Source organism: Cupriavidus sp. UYPR2.512 (genome assembly GCF_000379565.1).
Lineage (GTDB): Bacteria > Pseudomonadota > Gammaproteobacteria > Burkholderiales > Burkholderiaceae > Cupriavidus.
This window is the reverse complement of sequence record NZ_KB902853.1, coordinates 207,708-227,466: the sequence shown is the minus strand read 5'-3', so window position 1 is coordinate 227,466 and position 19,759 is coordinate 207,708. Positions and strand designations below refer to the sequence as shown.

Genomic DNA, 19,759 nt, shown 5'->3' with positions numbered 1-19,759 from the left:
GCGTGGCACGCTCAGGGCGTGCCGCCGAACATCACCAGCATATCGTTCTGGCTCACATGCGGATGCTTGGAACGTGTCTGCCTGCGCACATAGTTCCCGTCCGGCTGCATGATCCACGCCGAGCCGTTGTCGCGCAGGTGCACCTGCAGGCTCTCCTTGATGACGCGGGCCTTCAGCGCCTTGTCCAGCACCGGGAAGGCGACTTCCACGCGGCGGAACAGGTTGCGGTCCATCCAGTCGGCGCTGGACAGGTACAGCACCTCTTCGCCGCCGGCGTGGAAGTAGTAGACCCGGTGGTGTTCCAGGAAGCGGCCGATGATCGAGCGCACCGAGATGTTCTCGGACATGCCCGGCACGCCCGGCATCAGCGCGCACACGCCGCGCACGATCAGGTCGATCTTCACCCCCGCGCGCGAAGCCTTGTACAGCTCGTCGATGATCGATGGCTCCAGCAGCGCGTTCATCTTGGCGATGATGCGCGCGGGCTTGCCGGCGCGCGCGTTGCGGGCTTCGGCGCGGATATGGTCGACCAGGTTGCTCTGCATGGTGAAGGGCGACTGCCACAGGTGGTTCAGCCGGATGGTGCCGGCGGTGCCGGTCAGCAGCTGGAACACGTGGTGCACGTCTTCGCAGATCTCCTCGTTGGCCGTGAGCAGGCCGAAGTCGGTGTAGAGGCGGGCGGTGCGCGGATGGTAGTTGCCGGTGCCGAGGTGGGCGTAGCGCCGCAGCTTGACCTGCTTGGCCTTGGGGCCGGTGGGCTCGCGCCGCACGATCAGCAGCATCTTGGCGTGGCACTTGTGGCCGACCACGCCGTAGATCACGTGTGCGCCCGCGGATTCCAGGCGCTCGGCCCAGTTGATGTTGGTTTCCTCGTCAAAGCGCGCCAGCAGCTCCACCACCACCGTCACTTCCTTGCCGTTGCGCGCGGCGGTCATCAGCGCTTCCATGACCAGCGACTCATTGCCGGTGCGATAGACTGTCTGCTTGATCGCGACCACGTTGGGGTCGGCCGCGGCCAGTTGCAGCAGGTCGAGCACGGAACTGAAGCTCTCGTACGGGTGGTGCAGCAGCACGTCCTGCTGGCGCATCACGTCGAACATCGACGTGCCGGCGGAGAAGGCCTTGACCGGGGCGGGCACATATGGCGGAAACTTTAGCGCGGGCCGGTCCACCATGTCGGGGATCTGCATCAGCCGCACCAGGTTCACCGGGCCGGAAACGCGGTACAGGTCCTGCTCGGCAAGGCCCGATTCCAGCAGCAGCCGGCGCGCCAGCGGTGCCGGCGTATCCGACGAGACTTCCAGGCGCACCGTGTCGCCGAAATGGCGCGTGGGCAACTCACCCTGCAGCGCCTCGCGCAGGTCGGTGATCTCGTCTTCCGAGACGAACAGGTCGGAGTTGCGCGTGACGCGGAACTGGTAGCAGCCGTGCACGGCAATGGCCGGGAACAGCTCATGCACGAAGCCCTGCATGAAGGACGACAGCATCACGAAGCCGTACGGGTAGCCCGACAGCTTCTCCGGCATTTTCACCACGCGCGGCAGCGCGCGCGGCGCCTGCACGATGGCCAGGTCGGCCTCGCGGCCGAAGGCGTCCTTGCCGGATAATTCCACCACGAAGTTCAGGCTCTTGTTGAGCACGCGGGGAAAGGGGTGGGCGGGATCCAGTGCGATCGGCGTCAGCACCGGCCCCAGCTCGCGCTGGAAGAATTCGCGCGCCCATTCGCGCTGGGCGTCGGTCCAGGTGGTGGTCAGGTGGAAAAAGACCCCCTCTTTTTCAAGTAGTGGAAAAATGGTGTTCTGCAGCATGTCATACTGCGAAGCCACAAGCCGTTGCGTGCGCTCGGTGACAAGCTGGTAGGTCTGCTGGAATGACAGGCCGTCCGGCGTCAGGCCCGAAGCGTTGTCGCGCATCTGTTCCTTCAGGCCCGCCATGCGGATTTCAAAGAACTCGTCCAGGTTGCTGGACACGATGCAGATGAATTTCAGCCGCTCCAGCAGCGGGACTTTCGGGTCCGCCGCTTGCGCCAGCACGCGGGCATTGAATTCCAGGATGCCCAGTTCGCGGTTGAGCAGCGTACTGGACGGAGTCGTCGACATGAGCATGACCTTCTTTTGGTAATGTGGCGACTTTTCCATAAAAGCGTGTCATTTTTATGACAGTTTGATTTTGTCATGATGCAGACATGACAAGGACATATTTTTCCCGGGCGCGAACGCCGGCAGGCCAAGGCACCAGAATGCACCTGCCGCGCCACGCAACGCCAACGCGAACCAGCCCTTCTAGCACACGATGAACAACACCCCACGCCTGCTGGCTGCCGTCGACATGGGTTCGAACAGCTTCCGCCTGATGATCGGGCGGGTGGATGAGACCCCCACGGCCAATGGCCCGGCCAGCCAGATCTTCCAGGTCGACGCGCTGCGCGAGCCGGTCCGGCTGGCCGCCGGCCTGACGCCCGACAAATACCTGGACCAGCCCGCGCGGCGCCGCGGCATCGATGCGCTGCGGCGCTTCGGGGACCGGCTGCGCGAGTTCGCGCCCAATCAGGTGCGCGCCGTCGCTACCAATACATTGCGCGTGGCCAAGAACGCGTCCGAGTTCCTGATCGAGGCCGAAAGCGCGCTGGGTTTCCCGATCGAAGTGATCGCCGGGCGCGAGGAAGCGCGGCTGATCTACCTCGGGGCCTCGCACGACGCCCCGGCCTGCCAGGGCAATCGCCTGGTGGTCGATATCGGCGGCGGCTCGACCGAGTTCATCATCGGCAATGGCTACCAGTCCAAGCTGATGGAAAGCCTGTATATCGGCTGCGTATCGCACAGCCGCCAGTTCTTCCCCAGCGGCAACGTCGATGAATACGCGATGAAGCAGGCCGAGCTGGCCGCGCGCCGCGAGATCCAGGTGCTGGTGCGCCAGTACCGTGCCGCGGGCTGGGAGCAGGCGGTCGGCTCGTCGGGCACGGCGCGCGCGCTGGCCGAGCTGATCGAACTCAATGGCATGAACGACAGCACCGCCGAGCACGGTATCACGCGCGAAGGGCTGGAGCGCCTCAAGCGCGCGCTGATCAAGGCCGAGAACACCAACCGCGTCAAGCTGACCGGCCTCAAGGCGGACCGCATCCCGGTGCTGCCGGGCGGCTTGTCGATCATGCTGGGCGTGTTTGCCGAACTCGATATCGAACGCATGGATGTCACCGACGGCGCGCTGCGCCTGGGCGTGCTGTACGACCTGCTCGGACGCAGCCACCATGAGGACATGCGCACCGTCACGGTGGACCAGTTCATGCGCCGCTACGGCGTGGACCGGGCCCAGTCCAGCCGCGTGCGCCGCGCCGCGCAGACGCTGTTGTCACAGTTCCCGGAGCCGGCCAATGAACGGCGCGAGGACAACCTGGCGCTGCTGGGCTGGGCCGCCAGCCTGCATGAGATCGGCATGTCGATCTCGCACAGCGGCTACCACAAGCATTCGGCCTATATTGCCACCCATGCCGACATGCCGGGCTTTTCCAAGACCGACCAGGCGCGGCTGGCGACGCTGTTGCTGGGCCATGCGGGCAAGCTCGGCAAGCTGTCGGGCAGCGGCAGGTTCGTCGACTGGCGCATGCTGTTCAGCCTGCGCCTGGCCTTTGTGCTGTGCCGGCGCCGCTCGGACGTGGCCTTGCCCGATATCCGCGTGAGCCAGCTGGCCGAAGCACTGGACGAAGGCTTCACCGTGCGCCTGCCGCAGGCGTGGATCGAGGCCAATCCGCTGATCGAATACAGCCTGGCGCAGGAGGCTGACGAATGGCAGCGGATTGGCAAGCGCTACAAGGTCATCTACGACTGAGCGCAGAGAGGAGGGCGGCCGCCAGGGCGGCGGCCGCTGACCGGCGCCCGGCGCCGCTCAGGCGGCGTTGTTCAGGCCCAGGAAGTGGCGGGCGTAGCGCGGGTTCATGTCGTTCACGCGCAGCAGCGTCAGGAAGTCCGCCACGTTGAAGTCCGGATCCCAGGCCGGCTGGCCACAGATTTTTGCGCCCAGGCGCAGGTAGCCCTTGATCAGCGCGGGCGGCTCGACGTCCAGCTGCTGGTTCAGGTCCTCGACCGGCAGCGGCACGCGCGGGAAGGCGTGGTATTCGATCGGCGCCAGCGAGCGCTCGCTGAACAGCCGGTGCAGGCTGGCCGCGTAGTGGCCGCCGTCGCTCATCGGCACGCTGGCGCAGCCCAGCATCGATTCGATGCCCCAGCGCTGCAGGTACTCGCCCAGGCCGCCCCACAGCGCCATGATGACGCTGCCCGAACGATAGTCGCGGTGCACGCAGGAGCGGCCCAGTTCCAGCATCTTGGGGCGCAGGTGGGCCAGCCGCACCAGGTCGAATTCCGATTCCGCGTACAGGCAGCCCAGGCGCTTGGCCTGGTGCGGCGGCAGCACGCGGTAGGTGCCCACCACGCGCAGCGTGGCCATGTCGCGCACGATCAGGTGGTCGCAGTAGGCATCGAACATGTCGATGTCCAGCTCCGGCACCGAAGAGGTCAGGCGCGCGCCCATTTCCTCGGCAAAGACCTTGTAGCGCAGGCGCTGGGCTTCGACTACTTCGTCCTGGTGGCGCGCCCACGCCACGCTGAGAACAGGCGACTCATGTGCCGGTGTATCTGATTGGCGATGAAGACGCCTCCGCGCCGTCTGGCCGCCAAGGCCATTGGGCAGAGCGTCGAAAAGCGGTTGGGTGGGCGTCGGCAGATCTCGCATCAGTATGTCCTTTTGGTGACGAAACTGTTGCGATGCAATGTAGTGAGGGCGGGTGACAGCGCCGTGACCCGTGGATGACGGTTCCGTGACGTCCCGTGCTAAGTCGGACGGTCGGGCGGTTTCGGGCGGCGGGTCAGGGTCTGAGTTGCGATCCTCGTCAGCAATATGACGATCGGACGGACCATTCATGGGGAATCTCCGTGACACCTGTTGTCGGCACCGAAAGAGGCGCCAAGGCCACTCTAGTAACGGGAGATTCCGCCCGCCATCAGCTATGTCTGATTTTGACGGGGCAGGATGGGCCAGGTGCCGTCAGGCGGCACCTGGCATGCCGGAGGCAGGGCTCAGAGGAATTCGGGGTTGATGACGGCGCGCAGCACGGTCTGCGCCTCGCTTTCGCGGGTGCGGCCGGTCAGCCACCAGATGCCGCTCTTGCGCACGCTCCAGTTCATCTCCGAGCCGGCCAGCAGCAGGCTGGCGACGCGGCCGATCCAGGGCTGGTGCCCGACCACCACCACGTGCTCGGGGCGTTCCGGCCACTCGACGGCGGCAAGCACCGCGCTGACGTCGGCGCCGGGCGCAAGGGCGTCAACGATCTTCGCCTCGGCAGTCAGCGCGGCCGCCGTTTCGCGGGTGCGCAGCGCGGGGCTGCACAGCACGCGGGTGTCGGCCGGCAGATGCGCGCGCAGCCATTTGGCGGATACCTCCGCCTGCTTGCGGCCGCGGCGTGTCAGCGGGCGCTGCAGGTCGGCATTGCGGCTCAGGCTGAGCGCGTCGGGGAGGTCTTCGGCTTCGGCGTGGCGCCACAGGATCAGGTTCATGTCGGGCGGGGCAATGAGCGTGCTTCGAGTATGGTGAAGCGGCCCGGGCGGCGCAAGCGCCAACTGGCCCGCGCCGGTGGCGCAGGCCAGGCTGCACGCGACGCGTAAACGGAAGCGGGCTGCCTGTCGGGCAGCCCGCAAGTGTGTCCGGGCGCGGTGTCAGCGGCGTGACAGCGCGTCGGCGCACAACGGCCGCGGCGCGGGCGACAGTCGCGAATGCGGTATCGCCGGGGCCGTGCAGAAACTCAGGACTTGTGGCGGAAGTTGATGCGTCCCTTGGTCAGGTCATAGGGCGACATTTCCAGGGTGACACGGTCGCCGGCCAGGATGCGGATGCGGTGCTTCTGCATCTTGCCCGAAGCGTATGCCCAGATTTCGACGCCGTTTTCCAGCGTGACACGATAGCGGTTGTCAGGCAGGGCTTCCGACACCACGCCGCCAAATTCAATGAGTTCTTCCTTAGCCAATCTGTCTTCCTTTCCGGCAGCCCGTGAAGGCTGCATGGTTGCGATTCAAAAATCCTGTTCGGTTCGCCCGGCACGGCGCGGAACCGCGGCACGTTTCGCCGATTGCGGTGAAACGTGCCTTGGGTTGTTCGGGGCAAGCTCACGCGGACTGCGGCGCGCGGCGCCTGATGCTCGGTCCTGTCAGCGGTATCGCTGCCCAACGGGCGCGGATGGCTTGGGCGACGGCCTGGCCGCTGACGGCCGGGGAGGCCGTGTGCTTTGCGGAGCAGGCGGGCAGGTTGTACCCGGTGGTTCGCCAGTTTGGTGTCGTCGCGGAAGGCCCGCGCCGGCGGCTGCTGTTCGCTCGCGAGAGCGTGCTGGTGAGAACGCCCGGTTACAGGGATGCACGGACACCCCGGGGGCTACTTTGACATTGTATCACGTACGCAGTTGCAACATGGCCGGCACGTTGCGTCGGATGGCCGGCCGCGACGGTAGCACCGCGCCAGGCAAGTCGGCAATTTAAGTGCTTTAAGAGGCGCAAATCGTGGTCTGGCCGGCTTGGTATTTGCCCCATATGAGCTAGAACTAACTCGTACGGCCTTGCCAGGCCGGATCTCGCAAGGAGACTGCCATGGAACTCCATCTGGAATCGCACCGCTACGTTCGCTGCCGGCCGGACTGGCGGGCCGCCGTGGTAGCGGGGCTGATTGCCGGCGCGGTCTACATGGTGCTGGAACTGCTGACGGCGCGCTTCCTGCTATACCAGGGCGCCTGGGGCACCGTGAAGATGGTCGCGGCCATCATCCTCGGGCGGGAAGCCCTGTCTGCTGATGCCTTCAACTGGACCGTCGTGCTTTCGGCGGGGACGGTGCACTTCGCGCTGTCGATCGTCCTGGCGGCGGTGCTGGCGATGATCCTGTCGTCATTCCGCTTCGATTCCAGCCTGTGGCTGGCCTCCGTGGTCGGGATCGTGTTTGGCGTGGTGGTCTACCTGGTCAATTTCTATCTGCTGGGAACCTATTTCAACTGGTTCGACGAGGCCCGCGGCTGGGAAAGCCTGTTTGCCCATGCGCTCTTCGGGCTGGTGGCGGCGGACGTCTACTGCAATCTCGAGCGGCGGCGTAGCGATACGGAACAGCAGCCTGCCTGAACCAGGAGGCGGGATGAGGGAGGACCGTTGGCAGCCGGCATCCTCCCGGCTGGCGCATTCAGTTAGCCCATCCGGTTGATATGACTTTTAACGCGCTCGCACTAACCTAGAGGAGAACGAAAAGTGGCGCCGCGGGCTGGCACGCTGTTGCGGGAGATCACTGACTATTACGGTCCGCAGGAGCCCACCGTGCCGATCAGCGAAGCTGCCACCGGCACGCACGGGTTGGCGGAGATGCTGCGCGGGCGGCACTTTGACGTCGATACCATCCGCGCCATCGTTGACGGCACTTGGGTGCAGCCGACCAGGCCACGCCCATGGGTCATTGTCGCGGTGATGCTGATGCTGTTCGCGGGCGCGCTGATCTGGCCGGACTTGCTGCGGTGGTGAGAACGGATCTTGCCAGGCCAGCAGCGCTGGCGGGACTATTGTATGGGCGCCCGGCGCCGCATAGCGCAGCGCACCGCTTGGCGGCGATCTGTCCGGCTATTGGAAGCCGGTTGGCACAAAAGAAAAACGGCTTGGATCTTTCGATCCAAGCCGTTGTTTCCATTGAGTATTTCTGGTCGGAGCGATAGGATTCGAACCTACGACCCTCTGATCCCAAATCAGATGCGCTACCAGGCTGCGCTACGCTCCGAAGCCCGCGATTGTAGCCGGGCTCCGTGCCTGCGGTCAATCTAATGTGATGATGCCCGCTCTGGCGCACTCAACCTTGCTGTCCTGCTCCCCCTTCTGGCGGGGGCGCTTTGGCTTGACTTGGGTTTGCGCGCTGGGATAATCCGCACACCGCACCAGTCCGACCGGCGTGCTTTTGGGAACGCCCGGTTTGCCTATTTCCTTCCGGGCTGACCTGATCACCACAACAAGAACGGCGCTCCCGCCTGCGGCGGGCGCCTCGGCGTGCTTGCGTCTGCCGGCTGGCGGCGCCAGGCATACGGAAACGGGTTGCGGCATTGATAACAACGGTCCGACACAGGACCGGCAAAGAGCAGGTAACAGCGGCGCCATGCGGAGCGACCGCTTGTCGCCTTGGACGGGAATGAAGATGTTTCAGTCGCACATAGTTGTGCTCATCGCAGGGTTGTTTGCCGTGCAGATGGCTGTGGTTTGCGTGATGTTGCGCCGCTCGGCGGGCATGGATCGCAGCGGCCTGACGTCGTGGGCGCTGGGGAGTGTGCTGGCCGCAATGGCCGCGGCCCTGGCGGCGGTGCAGGAACTGCGCCCGCTGTGGCTGGTGCTGGAATCGAGTGACCTGGCGTTGCTGGCGGCGCTCTCGGTGATGACTGTGGGCGCGCGGCATTTCGCGGGCCGGCCCGGCCGCGCCGCGCCGTTGCTGGCGCTGAACCTGGCGGCCGCAGCGGCAGTGGCCTGGCACGACCTGGCGCCGCAGTATCTGGCCGTGCCGGCGCTGGTGCCGGGGATGGCACCGCTGCTGACAATGTGCCATATCGCACTGCTGCTGGACCTGGCCCGCAGCGCCTTGCCGTCGGTGCCGGCCACGCGCGGCACCGGCCGGCTGGCGGCGTTGTCGCTGGTACTGATCGTCATCGCCGCGGCGGCCATCAACGCATGGACCGTGGCGCTGCCGCTGGCGGCAGTCATGCAGGGCGGCGCCTGGCCGCGGCCGATGCCGTGGGACGGCGAGCTCGCCATGCTCAACGTCTTTGCACTGGTGGGCGTGTCGGTCAGTTTTGCGCTGATGGCGCACGACCGGCTGCGCCGCATGCTGGAGCGGCGCGCGCGCCATGACGACCTGACCGATGTGCTGCTGCGCGGCGCGTTCTGGGAGGAGCTGGAGGCAGCTTGCCTGCATGCCGAGCGGCAGCGCAAGCCCCTGACGGTGGCGTTTGTCGACCTCGATCACTTCAAGGCGATCAACGATGTCTACGGCAACCTGGCGGGCGACAGCGTGCTCCGGCATTTCGCCGGACTGCTGCGCAAGAGTTTCGGCCAGTTCGATGTGGCGGGGCGCCTGGGCGGCGAGGAATTTGCCATCCTGATGCCGGATACGGCGCTGGAGCAGGGCCGGCTGGCCTGCCTGCGGCTGGCCACGGCGGTGCGCGCCACGCCATGCCCGTCCGAGCCTGACCCGATTGCCTATACCGTCAGCATCGGCCTGGCAGCGCGGCAGCCGGGCGAAGGCGCCGATGCGCTGATGCGCCGCGCCGACCGTGCGCTGTACGACGCCAAGCTGAAAGGGCGCAACTGCGTGTCCCTGCATCCGGCAGGCAGCGAGGAGGGTGCCGATGGCGGCGCTGCCGATGGCCACTACATCACCCGCGGACAGCCGCGTGCCGCGTCCTGACCCGCGCCGCTTGTCACTGCGCTGCGGCGCTGCGGTAGAATGCACGCCTTCGCGTCCTTAGCTCAGTTGGATAGAGCACTCGCCTTCTAAGCGAGCGGTCAGAGGTTCGAATCCTCTAGGACGCGCCAGTCTCTTGGGGCCATCCCATGGATTCAGGTTACTGATTCGTCCTCGCCGGGCGATTCCCGGGCACCTGGTCTGTCACGATCCTGGCACCGACGTCCTTCAGCAAGCGCTGGAAATCGGGCGACTCCAGGATGATCTTTCCCGCGGCGGCGCGCAGTCGGTCGACGGCTTCGGCCGGCAGCGAGAACGACGTTGCCAGCTCGTTCAGGTAATCCAGTTCCGCCTTGTCCGTCAGTCGGGCAAACGACACATCGATGGCATAGATGGTCGCGTCCGGTGTGCGCAACGCCGCAGTGACGGCAGCATCCTTGTTCGCGGCAAAGGCGCGGGACTCTCGCAGCCGGCGCATGGCTTGCCACCGGGACTGGCTGTCTTTCAACAGTTCGGTCGCCTCATAGGAATAGTGGTCGATTGGCACGCCGGTGGCTTTCACCAGAATCTCCAGCGTACCCGGCGCAGACTCCGACTTGTCCCATGCCGTCCGGGGCGTGGACAGCGAATTGACGACAAAGACAATGATCCTGCGGGTATGGTCCAGGGGCGAGGGCTGGCCGTTCAGGTGCAGGGCCTCCAGGACCTCGAGGGAATCCAGCACGCTGCGCATGCCCAGATTGTCGGAGACGCCGCCGTCCACGACATGGATATAGGGCCGGTTGATGCTGTCCCCGTATTCCGCTTCTTCCTTCAGGTGCCGGGTTGCGCGCGCGGCCGGCCGGGGCGGGTCGCTGGCACCGATAAACGGCTTGATCCAGTCGGGGGGCACGTAGCCGCAATTGCCGCCGTAGTTGTTGAGCGTGATGGGCGTCAGGACTACGGGAACTGCCGACGATGCCGCGGCGGCACGGGAAAGGCGCAGCGCATTGAGGTCGGAGCAGAGTACGTCGAAGGTAGTCTGCGTGAACGGCAGGCGTGCGCCCGTCGAGATGTCCGTGGCCGAGGCAATGATGAACGGCCCCTTGCCCCGATGGAGGTCGCCAAAGGTTGCCCCATGGAAAAGGATTTCGTCATACAGGTCGGCGGCCAGTTCAGAGCGGCCCCATCCGCTCGACCACAACGAGGGCCAATATGCCGGATTCAGCGTCCGGAACGTGATCTCGCCCTGCACGTCGCGCTTGAGGAAGCTCTGTTCGTAGTGATCAAACAGTTTGTCGCCATACAGGCCGTAGGCGAGGGCAGTAAAGCTGCCACCTGACACGCCGGTGATGACGCCGACATGGTCGAGCAGGCGTGACCGGTTGCCCTTGGGTCCGACGACTTCGGTATTGCGCAGGAACTCAAGCACGCCATACGAGAATGCCGCCGCGCGAGTACCGCCCCCTGAGAAGGCAAGGATGACCAGGTTCTCGTTGTCCGCCGCATACTGGGGGCGCGTGAGGAATCGATAGCCGGTACTCTGGTCCGCGTGCGCGATCGGCGGATTGACTGGCCGGGAGGCGCAGGCGGCAAGCAGAAGCAGCATCGAAATGACGGCCAAGGCTGAGGTCGGCAATCTGGCCATAGGTCCTCCACGGCGAATGCAGGATGAACCAGTCCGGGCGGACCGGGCAGGTGGCGTCCTGCAACTCCCCCAATACTAGACGGCCAATGTAGCGATAGGCGTACGTTTTGAGGTTGTCCCGGTCCGGCCACTCGTCTAGACTGGATTTCACCTGTGCAAGAGACCGGTACGTAACCTGGCTGGGCGAATGCGCGGCGGTGAGGTGTCGATCCGATATTTCTGCGGTGATCTGCAGGAGACCAGCGATGTTGTCCACGCCCACTTCAGAGAGAGCGCTGTCCCGCGGACTACTCGACGTGCTGATCCGTGCCGGGCTGATCGCGGTGCTGGCAATCTTCTGCTTCCAGATATTCCGCCCTTTCCTCGATCTCATTGTCTGGTCCGTGATCCTGGCGGTGACCATCTACCCGCTGCAGGTCAGGCTCAGGCGCAGGCTGGGCAACAAGGACGGCCGCGCCGCCACGCTGATCGTGCTGGCCGCCATCGCCATCATTGCGCTGCCAGCCTACCTGTTGGGCGCCGCGATGGTCGATTCGATGGAGAATGCGATCACGATCGTCAAGAACGAAGGCATTCATATCCCGCCACCGCATGAGTCGGTCGCCAGCTGGCCGCTGGTTGGCCAGCGCTTGTATGACGTCTGGCTGCATGCCGCCTCGGACCTGGCCGGCTTGGTGCAGACGCTGGCGCCTCAGATCAAGGAAATCAGCCTGACTGTGCTGGCCGCAGCCGCCGGCATCGGCAAGGGGCTGCTGATCTTCGTCTTCGCGTTGATTATCGGGGGCATCTTCATGGCCTACGGCGAGGCCGGCAACCGTAGCGCCGTGCAGATTGCCTCGCGCGTTTTCGGCCTGGAGCGGGGCCAGCGCATCGCCACGCTATGCACGGCGACCATCCGCGCGGTGGCGCAGGGCGTGGTCGGCATCGCCTTCATCCAGATGCTGCTGATCGGCATAGGCTTTGTGATCAAGGGGGTTCCCGCCGCGGGCGTGCTGGCCATGGCCGTGCTGCTGCTGGGCATCGCGCAGTTGCCGGCCACGCTGATCACCGTGCCAGTGATCATCTTTGTCTTTGCTACGGAAGGTGCCAGCGTTGCCACCATCGTCTTCGCCATCTATGTCTTCGTGGCGGGACTGGCCGACAACGTGCTCAAGCCATTGCTGCTCGGGCGTGGCGTCGATGTGCCGATGCCGGTGGTATTGATCGGTGCCCTGGGTGGCATGGTGACCGGCGGCGTGATCGGCCTGTTTATCGGTCCGGTGGTGCTTGCGGTCGGGTATCAGCTGTTCTGGCAATGGGTGGAAGACCCGCCGCCGCAGGCGGAGCCCGGCAACCAGCAACAGACCTGAAGTGGTCCGGGCCGCCCATGTCGCGCTGGCATCATCCATTGCGCGCATTGCTGGCCGGCGCCTGCTGCCTTGGCGGCTGCGCGCGCCTGGGGCCAGATTTCCAGGCGCAGCATGAGCCCTGGACGCAGCAATGGAACAGCCCCGCGCTTGAGCAGGCGACCGGGCAGCGGGCACAGCCCGACATCCGTGAGTGGTGGCAGGTCTTTGCCGACCCGACGCTCGAACGCCTGATCGCCGAAGCCGACGCACACAATGCCAGCCTGCGGATTGCCGGCCTGCGCGTGATGGAAGCGCGCGCCCAACTGGGCATTGCCCAGAGCGGGCGCTTCCCGCAACTGCAGCAGGCCAGTGCCGAGGCCCTGTACACGGATCGCCGGCAGGCCGGCGGCCTGAACCCGCAGAATAGCCGCTTCTGGCAATACAGCGCGGGCTTCGACATCGGCTGGGAGCTTGACTTCTGGGGCCGCTTCAGCCGCGCCATCGAATCTGCCGATGCTGTCTATTTTTCCGCCCGCGCCAACCGTGACGATGTGCTGGTGCTGCTGCGCGCCCAGGTGGCTGAGACCTACTTTGCGCTGCGCACGGCCGAGGCACGGCTGCGCATCGCCCGCGACAATGCAGCGCTGCAAAGGCGCAGCCTTGAAATCACCGAGCGGCTGTTCAAGAGCGGCGAGACCGACGAGCTCGACCTGCAGCAAGCGAAGACGCAGTACCTGGGTACCCTGAGCAGCATCCCTGAATTTGAAAGCCAGATCATGCGCACCCGCAATGCCCTGGCGGTGCTGATGGGCCGCCCGCCAGGCCCGTTGCCGGAGCTGCCCGAACTGGCAGGCAAGGAAGGGGTGATTCCACTGATCGACCGCGCGGTACTGCAGGATGTGCCCGCCAGCCTGCTGTTGCGCCGTCCGGATATCCGCGCCGCCGAGCTGCAGATCGCCGCGCAATCGGCGCTGATCGGCGTGGCCGAAGCCGATCTCTATCCGTCGCTGACGCTGCTGGGCAGCATAGTCTGGTCCGCCAGCACGCTGGCGGGCACGCCAAACAGCCTGGCACTGATCGGCGGCCCCAGCCTGCGCTGGAATGTGTTCGACTACGGCCGCATCAAGAACACCGTGCGCGTGCAGGACGCCCGCCTGCAGCAACTGATCGTCGCTTACCAGGATGCCGTGCGGCAGGCGGCGCGCGAGGCCGACGATGCCGCCAGTGCGCTGATCAAGGCGCTGGAGCGCGAGCAGATCCTGCGCGACAGCGCGCTGGCCGCCAGGCGTTCGCTGACGCTGGCCAACGCGCTCTACCGCGAAGGCTACTCGGACTTCCAGCGCGTACTGGATTCCCAGCGTGCGCTGGCCACGCAGCAGGACTCCTACCTGGTCAACCGCAGCAATGCCGTCAGCAACCTGATCGCCTTGTACAAGGCGCTCGGCGGCGGCTGGCACAGCGAGCAGCCACTGGTGGACCCGGCCACCCGTCAGCAGATGCAGCAGCGCACCGACTGGGGGAACCTGCTGGATGAGCCAGGCCCGCCGTCCGCCGGTGCCAGCCTCCCTGTGACGCAGAGGTAGATATCCGTGAGCGAGTGCCGATGAGCGACGCCCCGCAACCCCCCGCAGCTCCGGCAGCGCCAGCGCCCGGCGCGCCGCCGCCCGCCGCCGACCCGGCAAAGAAGGGCGTGCGCTGGGTACTCTTGCTGATTGTCATCAGCCTGGCCTGGTACCTGTTTGCCGACCGGTTGACCCCATACACGCAGCAGGCGCGGGTACAGGCCTTCGTGGTGCCGGTCGCTGCGGAAGTGTCCGGGCGCGTGACCAAGGTGCATGTGCGCAACAACCAGGACGTCGCGGCCGGCACTGTCCTGTTCGAGGTGGATCCCCAGCACTACAAGATCGCCGTGGACCGCGCCCGCGCCGATCTGGAGTCGACACGCCGGCAGATCGGCGCCAGCACCGCGGGCATTGAATCGGCGCAGGCATCGCTGCGCGCAGCACGCGCCAACGAGCTCAAGGCGCGCCAGGACAGCGACCGCCTGGAGCGCCTGTACAGCGATGACCCCGGCACCATTTCCCTGCGCCGTCTGGAGGTAGCGCGGGCCACCCTCGAGCAGGCTGTCAGCCAGGTCGCAGCCGCCAGGGCCGAGGTCCAGCGCGCGCGCGAACAGCAGGGGGGCAGCGAGGAAGAGAACGCCAAGCTGCGCAGCGCCGCCACGGCCCTGGAAAAGGCCGAACTGGATCTTGCCAATACGCAGGTGCGCGCGCGCGCCGCGGGGCTGGTCACCGACCTGCGCACCGATGCCGGCCAGTTTGCCGCTGCCGGCAACCCGGTCATGACGCTGATCGCGATCCACGATCTGTGGATCAGCGCGGAAATGACCGAGAACAACCTGGGCCGTGTCGAGCCCGGCACGCCGGTTGCCATCGTGCTGGATGCGCTGCCGGGCAGGATCTTTGAAGGCCGTGTGCGCAGCGTCGGCTATGGCGTCAACGTCGGCCCGAGCACGCCGCCGGGCAGCTTGCCGACGGTGCAGAACAGCCGAGACTGGCTGCGGCCGGCGCAACGCTTCCCGGTGGTGGTCGAGTTTGCCCAGGGCGAGCTCGCCTCGATGCGCGGCATTCGCGTGGGCGGGCAGGCCGAGGTCATGGCGTTTCCCACCCAGGGCAATCCGCTCAACCCGCTCGGCCGCGTATTCCTGTACCTGATGAGCTGGCTTTCCTATGTCTACTGACAGCCCGGCGCCGCCGTTGCCCGCGCGCGATCCACGCGCGCAGCGTTCGCTGCGCGTGGCGAGCGGCACCGCGCTGTGCCTGGCGGCCAGCTTCGGCCTGGGCCTGCCGATCCCCATGCTCGCTCCGGTGCTCGGCGTGTTCCTGCTGGCCAGCGTCAACCGGCCGATGACGCCCAAGGCCGGGCTGGGCCTGGTGCTGGTCATGATGCTGACCACCGGCACCGGCCTGCTGCTGATCCCCTTGCTGCGCTACTACCGCGTCAGCGGCCTGCTGATGATCGGCCTGTGCCTGTTCCTGGCCTTTCGCTACGGACTGCGCGGCGGCAACAACCTGGTCTCCACCTTTCTGGTGATCGGTCTGACCATGATCTCGGCGGCGGGCACCTTCGATTTCGGGCTGGCGGTCATGGTCATCGGTGCCCTGGTCAAGGGACTGCTTGTCGCGGTCGTGGTGCTGGCACTTGGCCACTGGCTGTTTCCCGAGCCGGCCGGCGCGCAGGCGCCGGCTGCGGCCAAGGCCCTGCCGGATGACCAGGCTGCCTGGATTGCGCTGCGCGCTGCGCTGGTGGTGATGCCGGCCTTCCTGCTGGCGCTGAACGACCCGGCCGCATACATCCCGATCATCATGAAAGCGGTCAGCCTCGGCCGGCAAAGCTGCACCACCACTGCACGCGGCGCCGGGCGCGAACTGCTTGGCTCCACCATGCTGGGCGGCATGCTGGCCATCCTGTTCTGGTGCGCGCTCAGCCTGTTCGTGCATTTGTGGATGTACTTCCTGTGGATGCTGCTGTTTGGCCTGCTGGCGGCGCGCAAGCTGTATGGCCTCAGCCCGTCGCGATACCCGCCAGGCTTCTGGGTGAACACCCTCGTGACGCTGATCATCCTGCTGGGCCAGTCCGTGCAGGACAGCGCGGCCGGGAAGGATGTCTATACCGCCTTCGCCGTGCGCATGGGCCTGTTTATCGGCGTCACGCTATATGCCTGGCTGATGATCGAGCTGCTCGGCCAGCCCCGCCGCACACGCCGGCTCACTGGCTGAACAGGGCGACCATGCTGCGCAATCTGCTGACCGGCCTTCCCGTGATGTTGCTCTGCATGCTGCTGCAGGCGGTCTTAGTGGCCATCTGCCTGCGCTACTACGTGCGCTTCAAGCATGCCCGGCAAGGCCGCGAATCGCTGGGGCAGGACATCCTGCTGTTGTCGGTCGTGATGGTGCTGATGTTGCTCGGCAATTTCGTGCAGATGGCGATCTGGGCCGCCTTATTCATGCTGCTGGGCGAGTTCGGCGATTTTGCTACCGCGCTCTATCACTCGGGCGTGAACTTCGCCACGCTGGGCTACGGCGACATCGTCATGTCCGAAACCCGGCGCCTGCTGGGGCCGCTCGAGGCGGCCAACGGCATCCTGATGTTTGGTGTCTCCACCTCGGTGATGACCGCGGCGGTGCTGGACGTGATCAAGCACAACCTGGCAAGGCTGCGGCAGGACGAAGGGCGATAGGAATGGAGGGGCGCCTTGCTCAAAGGCCGGCCCCGGCGTCGCTGAGGTCCACCACGCCCCCGTGAGATGTCCCGGCCGCGGCACCGGCCACGCTCCTGGGAGGGTTCTAATATCGGATGCCGAAAATACTAAATTCCCTATTCCCTGAAAGCCGACGATGATCTCGGGCAGGGTCCGGGCAATGGATGTATCCCGACCTCTGCGAGAACTGGCCCGTCGCGGACGACCATCAGGCCGGCTGCACTCGCCATCCAACTATCCAGGGAGACTCAGATGATTGCGCGACAACTTTCGATTGCCAGCCTGGCGCTGGCGGCATGCCTCGCCTCCGGAGCCATTGGTGCGCAGCAACAGCAACCGCCGATGAATGCCAAGGAAGCCAAGGCGAAGTTCTCGGAGAAGTTCAAGACGGCGGACGCCAATCACGATGGCAAGCTGACCCGTGAGGAAGCGCAGGCGGGTATGCCGGAAGTCTACAAACAGTTTGACCAGATCGACGCCAAGAAGAAGGGCGAGGTGACTGAGAGGCAGATTGGCGCGTTCTGGGCGGCCAAGGCGAAGCAACGCAGCGCGGCGCAGAATCCGGGCGGGTTGAACTGACCGGGCGCAAGCATAGCGGGCAGAACCAGGCAGCGCGGCGGTGGGGCGAGTATTGTGCCTGGCCCCACCGCCAAGCTGCGTTTCCGGCTCCGCTCAGGAAATCGTGTAGGTGGTACGTTCCCCGGGGTTGTAGAGGTCCCTGGCCAGTTGCAGGATCTGGTCCCGATGATGGTCGAAGGTGGCGAGAAGGGCGGATTCTTCCGCGGCGCCCTGGTGGCTCAGGCGCAGAAGAATGTCGTCAGTGACCTGGAATGCCACTTCGCGCGCGTTGTCGTAGCCCCAGAAGCAAACGCAGTGCCGCGCCGCATCGTAGCTGCGGCTGGGATTGGGAAAGTTCAGTGCCATTGCAGACTCCTGTCCGGTCACGGTACGCCGTGCATGTCGGGCTTGCTGGCGCCAGGCGGTGCTGCCGGCCCTAGTATGCACCCGTTTCCCGCTAGCCGGACATCTGTCTCCGCGGCCTGCTGCAGCGCATGGCCGCGTTCTTCGCGAAAGATATTTCTTTTGCCGGCGAATTAGCGCGTATGCTGGGGTTGCCATTTTCTCCAGGCAAGCCATTCAGGAGCCCATCATGGCCAAGAGTCAACTACGCAGCAGCCGCGAAGCCAAGAAACCCAAGCAACCGAAGAAACCATCCGTGCCGGCCTCACCCTTCAGCACGGTCCAGTTGCGCGGGCATGAAGAGGTCGCCAAGAAGAAGAAATGACTGAGGCCCACAGCGCAGGGATCATCTGGTCCCTTGTGTTCCTGGCAGTGTTGGTCGGGCTCTACGGCTACATCATCCGGGTGGGCATCCACCACAAGCCGGTGTTCAGCAAAGCGAAGCACTCGCTTCGGTACTGGTGGCACCGGCTGGTCCATGTGACCAGGTAGGCAAACGCAACGCCGGCCAGCCAGGCCGGCGCGGGCAAGCTTTGCGGTTTTGCCGCAGCCGCACAGGAGCACGCTGGATCGGTCAGAGGCGAGGGCACTGACCTCGCCCGTCAGCGGGCGGCATTTTGTTGAACATCCTGCAATCCTGTACATGGCCGCCCCACATGCACATTCCGCCGCGGAGCCCGTCCGCGGCGCTGACGGTTCCCTTTCTTCCCGCAATCACAATTCATCCGGCCGCCTGCCGCTGCTGGCGCTCGGTGTCGGCAGCTTCGGCATCGGCGCCGGCGAATTCGTCATCATGGGTTTGCTGCCCGATGCCGCCGGCGACCTCGCCATCTCCATCCCGCAAGCCGGCCACCTGAACGGTGGCACTGGGCCCGGCCTTGCAGATCCGGCTGATGGATGTCGCCGGCGACGCGCAGACGCTGGCCGCGGCCCTCAACCACTCGGCCTTCAACATGGCCAATGCGCTCGGTGCGTGGCTGGGCGGGGTGACCATTGCCGCCGGCTACGGTTGGGAGTCCACCGGCTGGGTGGGCCTGCTGCTGGCGCTGGGCGGCCTGGTGGTCTATGCGTGGTCGATGCTGAGCATGCGCCGGCAGGGCGCGCCCGCTGCGGCGCAGGCGTGATGCAGGCGGACCTGGTGCGTCACAGGTCCGCAAGGAAAAAAAAAGGGGTGCCTCATCGGGCACCCCTTTTTCATCCGCGGCCCGCTGGCGGGCCGGGCTTACTCTGCGTCCGCGACGCTTGCGCCGACCACGTTGAAGCCGCCGTCGACATAGGTGATCTCACCGGTCACGCCGCTGGCCAGGTCGGACAGCAGGAAGGCGGCCACGTTGCCGACTTCTTCGATGGTGACGTTGCGGCGCAGCGGCGCAACGTCTTCGAAGTGGCCGAGCAGCTTGCCGAAGCCCTTGATGCCCGAGGCGGCCAGGGTCTTGATCGGGCCGGCGGAGATGCCGTTGGCGCGGATGCCGCGCGGGCCGACCGACGAGGCCAGGTAGCGCACGCTGGCTTCCAGCGAGGCCTTGGCCAGGCCCATGGTGTTGTAGTTGGGGACCACGCGCTCGGCGCCCAGGTAGGTCAGCGTCAGCAGCGAGGCCTTGTCCGACAGCAGTGGCAGCGCGGCCTTGGCCAGTGCCGGGAAGCTGTAGGCGGAAATGTCATGGGCGATGCGGAAACCTTCGCGCGACAGGCCTTCCAGGAAATCGCCGGCGATGGCGTCGCGCGGCGCGAAGCCGATCGAGTGCACCAGGCCGTCGAATTTTTCCCAGCGCTGGCCCAGCGCGGCGAAGGTCGCGGCGATCTGCTCGTCGCTGCCGACATCGCACTCGAACACCAGGTCGGTGCCGAATTCCTTGGCAAAGTCGCTGATCCGGTCCTTGAACCGTTCGCCGACATAGGTGAAGGCCAGTTCGGCGCCTTCGCGTTTGCACGCCGATGCGATGCCATAGGCGATCGACCGGTTAGAGAGCAAGCCGGTGATCAGGATCCGCTTACCTGCCAGAAATCCCATAAGTTCTCCAAGGTGGTGTATCAGGCACGCTTCGTGCGTCCGCCGTGCGGCCGTGCGCGTGCTTTTGCTGTCCTGCGGCGGTTTTTATTGCGCCGCGCAGAGGGAATGTCCGGATGGCTGGC

Annotated in this window: 20 protein-coding genes, 2 tRNA genes and 1 pseudogene; 14 read left to right on the top strand and 9 right to left on the bottom strand. The window is 65.7% G+C overall.

Features of this window, described 5'->3' with window-relative positions:
• Window positions 1-11 precede the first annotated feature (11 nt).
• Window positions 12-2,138: a polyphosphate kinase 1 gene (ppk1, locus tag A3A5_RS0103735; RefSeq protein ID WP_018309298.1), complete on the bottom strand. Its 2,127-nt coding sequence runs from the start codon at window positions 2,136-2,138 to the stop codon at window positions 12-14.
• A gap of 154 nt (window positions 2,139-2,292) precedes the next feature.
• Between ppk1 and ppx the strand changes: the two genes are divergently transcribed.
• Complete coding sequence (gene ppx, locus A3A5_RS0103730) at window positions 2,293-3,825, top strand: exopolyphosphatase (protein ID WP_018309297.1); 1,533 nt, start codon at window positions 2,293-2,295, stop codon at window positions 3,823-3,825.
• 57 nt (window positions 3,826-3,882) lie between these two features.
• On the opposite strand, the gene A3A5_RS0103725 is transcribed toward ppx, so the two are convergent.
• From A3A5_RS0103725 to infA, 3 genes are all read right to left on the bottom strand, one after another.
• Window positions 3,883-4,725 (bottom strand): GNAT family N-acetyltransferase, encoded by an 843-nt coding sequence (locus A3A5_RS0103725; RefSeq protein WP_026200423.1) that lies wholly within the window; start codon window positions 4,723-4,725, stop codon window positions 3,883-3,885.
• Window positions 4,726-5,069: 344 nt separating this feature from the next.
• Complete coding sequence (locus A3A5_RS0103720; protein ID WP_018309295.1) at window positions 5,070-5,546, bottom strand: histidine phosphatase family protein; 477 nt, start codon at window positions 5,544-5,546, stop codon at window positions 5,070-5,072.
• Window positions 5,547-5,791: 245 nt separating this feature from the next.
• Window positions 5,792-6,013 (bottom strand): translation initiation factor IF-1, encoded by a 222-nt coding sequence (gene infA / locus A3A5_RS0103715; RefSeq protein WP_008641674.1) that lies wholly within the window; start codon window positions 6,011-6,013, stop codon window positions 5,792-5,794.
• A 613-nt stretch (window positions 6,014-6,626) separates the two neighbouring features.
• On the opposite strand from infA, the gene A3A5_RS0103705 reads away from it, so the two are divergent.
• Both A3A5_RS0103705 and A3A5_RS0103700 read left to right on the top strand, forming a co-directional pair.
• Window positions 6,627-7,145: a hypothetical protein gene (locus A3A5_RS0103705; protein WP_018309293.1), complete on the top strand. Its 519-nt coding sequence runs from the start codon at window positions 6,627-6,629 to the stop codon at window positions 7,143-7,145.
• A 123-nt stretch (window positions 7,146-7,268) separates the two neighbouring features.
• Window positions 7,269-7,535, top strand: coding sequence for a hypothetical protein (locus tag A3A5_RS0103700; protein WP_018309292.1), 267 nt, complete (start codon window positions 7,269-7,271; stop codon window positions 7,533-7,535).
• Window positions 7,536-7,708: 173 nt separating this feature from the next.
• On the opposite strand, the gene A3A5_RS0103695 is transcribed toward A3A5_RS0103700, so the two are convergent.
• Window positions 7,709-7,785, bottom strand: a tRNA-Pro gene (locus tag A3A5_RS0103695).
• A 408-nt stretch (window positions 7,786-8,193) separates the two neighbouring features.
• Here A3A5_RS0103695 and A3A5_RS0103690 point away from each other — a divergent pair.
• Entirely contained in the window at window positions 8,194-9,453 is a 1,260-nt protein-coding gene (locus A3A5_RS0103690; RefSeq protein WP_026200422.1) for a GGDEF domain-containing protein, read from the top strand.
• A gap of 51 nt (window positions 9,454-9,504) precedes the next feature.
• A tRNA-Arg gene (locus A3A5_RS0103685) sits at window positions 9,505-9,581 on the top strand.
• Between the two features lie 29 nt (window positions 9,582-9,610).
• Here the strand turns inward: A3A5_RS0103685 and A3A5_RS0103680 are convergent.
• A complete protein-coding gene (locus A3A5_RS0103680; RefSeq protein ID WP_026200421.1) occupies window positions 9,611-11,077 on the bottom strand; it encodes a patatin-like phospholipase family protein in 1,467 nt (488 codons plus the stop codon).
• Window positions 11,078-11,322: 245 nt separating this feature from the next.
• Here A3A5_RS0103680 and A3A5_RS0103675 point away from each other — a divergent pair, with 245 nt between their 5' ends.
• The 6 genes from A3A5_RS0103675 (at window position 11,323) to A3A5_RS0103650 (ending at window position 17,245) form a co-directional block, all read left to right on the top strand.
• Window positions 11,323-12,426: an AI-2E family transporter gene (locus tag A3A5_RS0103675; protein ID WP_026200420.1), complete on the top strand. Its 1,104-nt coding sequence runs from the start codon at window positions 11,323-11,325 to the stop codon at window positions 12,424-12,426.
• A 17-nt stretch (window positions 12,427-12,443) separates the two neighbouring features.
• Window positions 12,444-13,988 (top strand): efflux transporter outer membrane subunit, encoded by a 1,545-nt coding sequence (locus tag A3A5_RS0103670; RefSeq protein WP_018309288.1) that lies wholly within the window; start codon window positions 12,444-12,446, stop codon window positions 13,986-13,988.
• Between the two features lie 20 nt (window positions 13,989-14,008).
• Window positions 14,009-15,145 (top strand): HlyD family secretion protein, encoded by a 1,137-nt coding sequence (locus A3A5_RS0103665; protein WP_018309287.1) that lies wholly within the window; start codon window positions 14,009-14,011, stop codon window positions 15,143-15,145.
• Window positions 15,135-16,184, top strand: coding sequence for a DUF2955 domain-containing protein (locus tag A3A5_RS0103660; RefSeq protein WP_026200419.1), 1,050 nt, complete (start codon window positions 15,135-15,137; stop codon window positions 16,182-16,184). The genes A3A5_RS0103665 and A3A5_RS0103660 overlap by 11 nt, the downstream gene beginning before the upstream one ends.
• Before the next feature lie 11 nt (window positions 16,185-16,195).
• Entirely contained in the window at window positions 16,196-16,645 is a 450-nt protein-coding gene (locus A3A5_RS0103655) for a potassium channel family protein (protein WP_018309285.1), read from the top strand.
• Window positions 16,646-16,918: 273 nt separating this feature from the next.
• A complete protein-coding gene (locus A3A5_RS0103650) occupies window positions 16,919-17,245 on the top strand; it encodes an EF-hand domain-containing protein (protein WP_018309284.1) in 327 nt (108 codons plus the stop codon).
• Between the two features lie 93 nt (window positions 17,246-17,338).
• On the opposite strand, the gene A3A5_RS0103645 is transcribed toward A3A5_RS0103650, so the two are convergent.
• Complete coding sequence (locus A3A5_RS0103645; RefSeq protein ID WP_018309283.1) at window positions 17,339-17,590, bottom strand: DUF1488 domain-containing protein; 252 nt, start codon at window positions 17,588-17,590, stop codon at window positions 17,339-17,341.
• Between the two features lie 226 nt (window positions 17,591-17,816).
• Here A3A5_RS0103645 and A3A5_RS45345 point away from each other — a divergent pair, with 226 nt between their 5' ends.
• A complete protein-coding gene (locus tag A3A5_RS45345; RefSeq protein WP_018309282.1) occupies window positions 17,817-17,951 on the top strand; it encodes a hypothetical protein in 135 nt (44 codons plus the stop codon).
• Window positions 17,948-18,118, top strand: a complete 171-nt coding sequence (locus tag A3A5_RS43955; RefSeq protein ID WP_018309281.1) for a hypothetical protein — start codon at window positions 17,948-17,950, stop codon at window positions 18,116-18,118. The genes A3A5_RS45345 and A3A5_RS43955 overlap by 4 nt, the downstream gene beginning before the upstream one ends.
• 229 nt (window positions 18,119-18,347) lie before the next feature.
• On the opposite strand, the gene A3A5_RS45340 is transcribed toward A3A5_RS43955, so the two are convergent.
• Window positions 18,348-18,470: a hypothetical protein gene (locus A3A5_RS45340; protein WP_255343411.1), complete on the bottom strand. Its 123-nt coding sequence runs from the start codon at window positions 18,468-18,470 to the stop codon at window positions 18,348-18,350.
• A gap of 16 nt (window positions 18,471-18,486) precedes the next feature.
• Between A3A5_RS45340 and A3A5_RS44355 the strand changes: the two are divergent.
• Window positions 18,487-18,750 (top strand): annotated as a pseudogene (locus A3A5_RS44355) (MFS transporter); the annotation flags it as partial.
• A gap of 98 nt (window positions 18,751-18,848) precedes the next feature.
• Here A3A5_RS44355 and fabI read toward each other — a convergent pair.
• Entirely contained in the window at window positions 18,849-19,637 is a 789-nt protein-coding gene (gene fabI, locus A3A5_RS0103620; RefSeq protein WP_013957259.1) for an enoyl-ACP reductase FabI, read from the bottom strand.
• Window positions 19,638-19,759 lie beyond the last annotated feature (122 nt).

Coding starts and splice junctions, on each gene's coding strand:
- ppk1 (WP_018309298.1), bottom strand. CDS start 2,138: ATGGAAAAGTCGCCACATTACCAAAAGAAGGTCATGCTCATGTCGACG.
- ppx (WP_018309297.1), top strand. CDS start 2,293: ATGAACAACACCCCACGCCTGCTGGCTGCCGTCGACATGGGTTCGAAC.
- A3A5_RS0103725 (WP_026200423.1), bottom strand. CDS start 4,725: ATGCGAGATCTGCCGACGCCCACCCAACCGCTTTTCGACGCTCTGCCC.
- A3A5_RS0103720 (WP_018309295.1), bottom strand. CDS start 5,546: ATGAACCTGATCCTGTGGCGCCACGCCGAAGCCGAAGACCTCCCCGAC.
- A3A5_RS0103705 (WP_018309293.1), top strand. CDS start 6,627: ATGGAACTCCATCTGGAATCGCACCGCTACGTTCGCTGCCGGCCGGAC.
- A3A5_RS0103690 (WP_026200422.1), top strand. CDS start 8,194: ATGTTTCAGTCGCACATAGTTGTGCTCATCGCAGGGTTGTTTGCCGTG.
- A3A5_RS0103680 (WP_026200421.1), bottom strand. CDS start 11,077: ATGGCCAGATTGCCGACCTCAGCCTTGGCCGTCATTTCGATGCTGCTT.
- A3A5_RS0103675 (WP_026200420.1), top strand. CDS start 11,323: ATGTTGTCCACGCCCACTTCAGAGAGAGCGCTGTCCCGCGGACTACTC.
- A3A5_RS0103670 (WP_018309288.1), top strand. CDS start 12,444: ATGTCGCGCTGGCATCATCCATTGCGCGCATTGCTGGCCGGCGCCTGC.
- A3A5_RS0103665 (WP_018309287.1), top strand. CDS start 14,009: ATGAGCGACGCCCCGCAACCCCCCGCAGCTCCGGCAGCGCCAGCGCCC.
- A3A5_RS0103660 (WP_026200419.1), top strand. CDS start 15,135: ATGTCTACTGACAGCCCGGCGCCGCCGTTGCCCGCGCGCGATCCACGC.
- A3A5_RS0103655 (WP_018309285.1), top strand. CDS start 16,196: ATGCTGCGCAATCTGCTGACCGGCCTTCCCGTGATGTTGCTCTGCATG.
- A3A5_RS0103650 (WP_018309284.1), top strand. CDS start 16,919: ATGATTGCGCGACAACTTTCGATTGCCAGCCTGGCGCTGGCGGCATGC.
- A3A5_RS0103645 (WP_018309283.1), bottom strand. CDS start 17,590: ATGGCACTGAACTTTCCCAATCCCAGCCGCAGCTACGATGCGGCGCGG.
- A3A5_RS45345 (WP_018309282.1), top strand. CDS start 17,817: ATGGCCAAGAGTCAACTACGCAGCAGCCGCGAAGCCAAGAAACCCAAG.
- A3A5_RS43955 (WP_018309281.1), top strand. CDS start 17,948: ATGACTGAGGCCCACAGCGCAGGGATCATCTGGTCCCTTGTGTTCCTG.
- fabI (WP_013957259.1), bottom strand. CDS start 19,637: ATGGGATTTCTGGCAGGTAAGCGGATCCTGATCACCGGCTTGCTCTCT.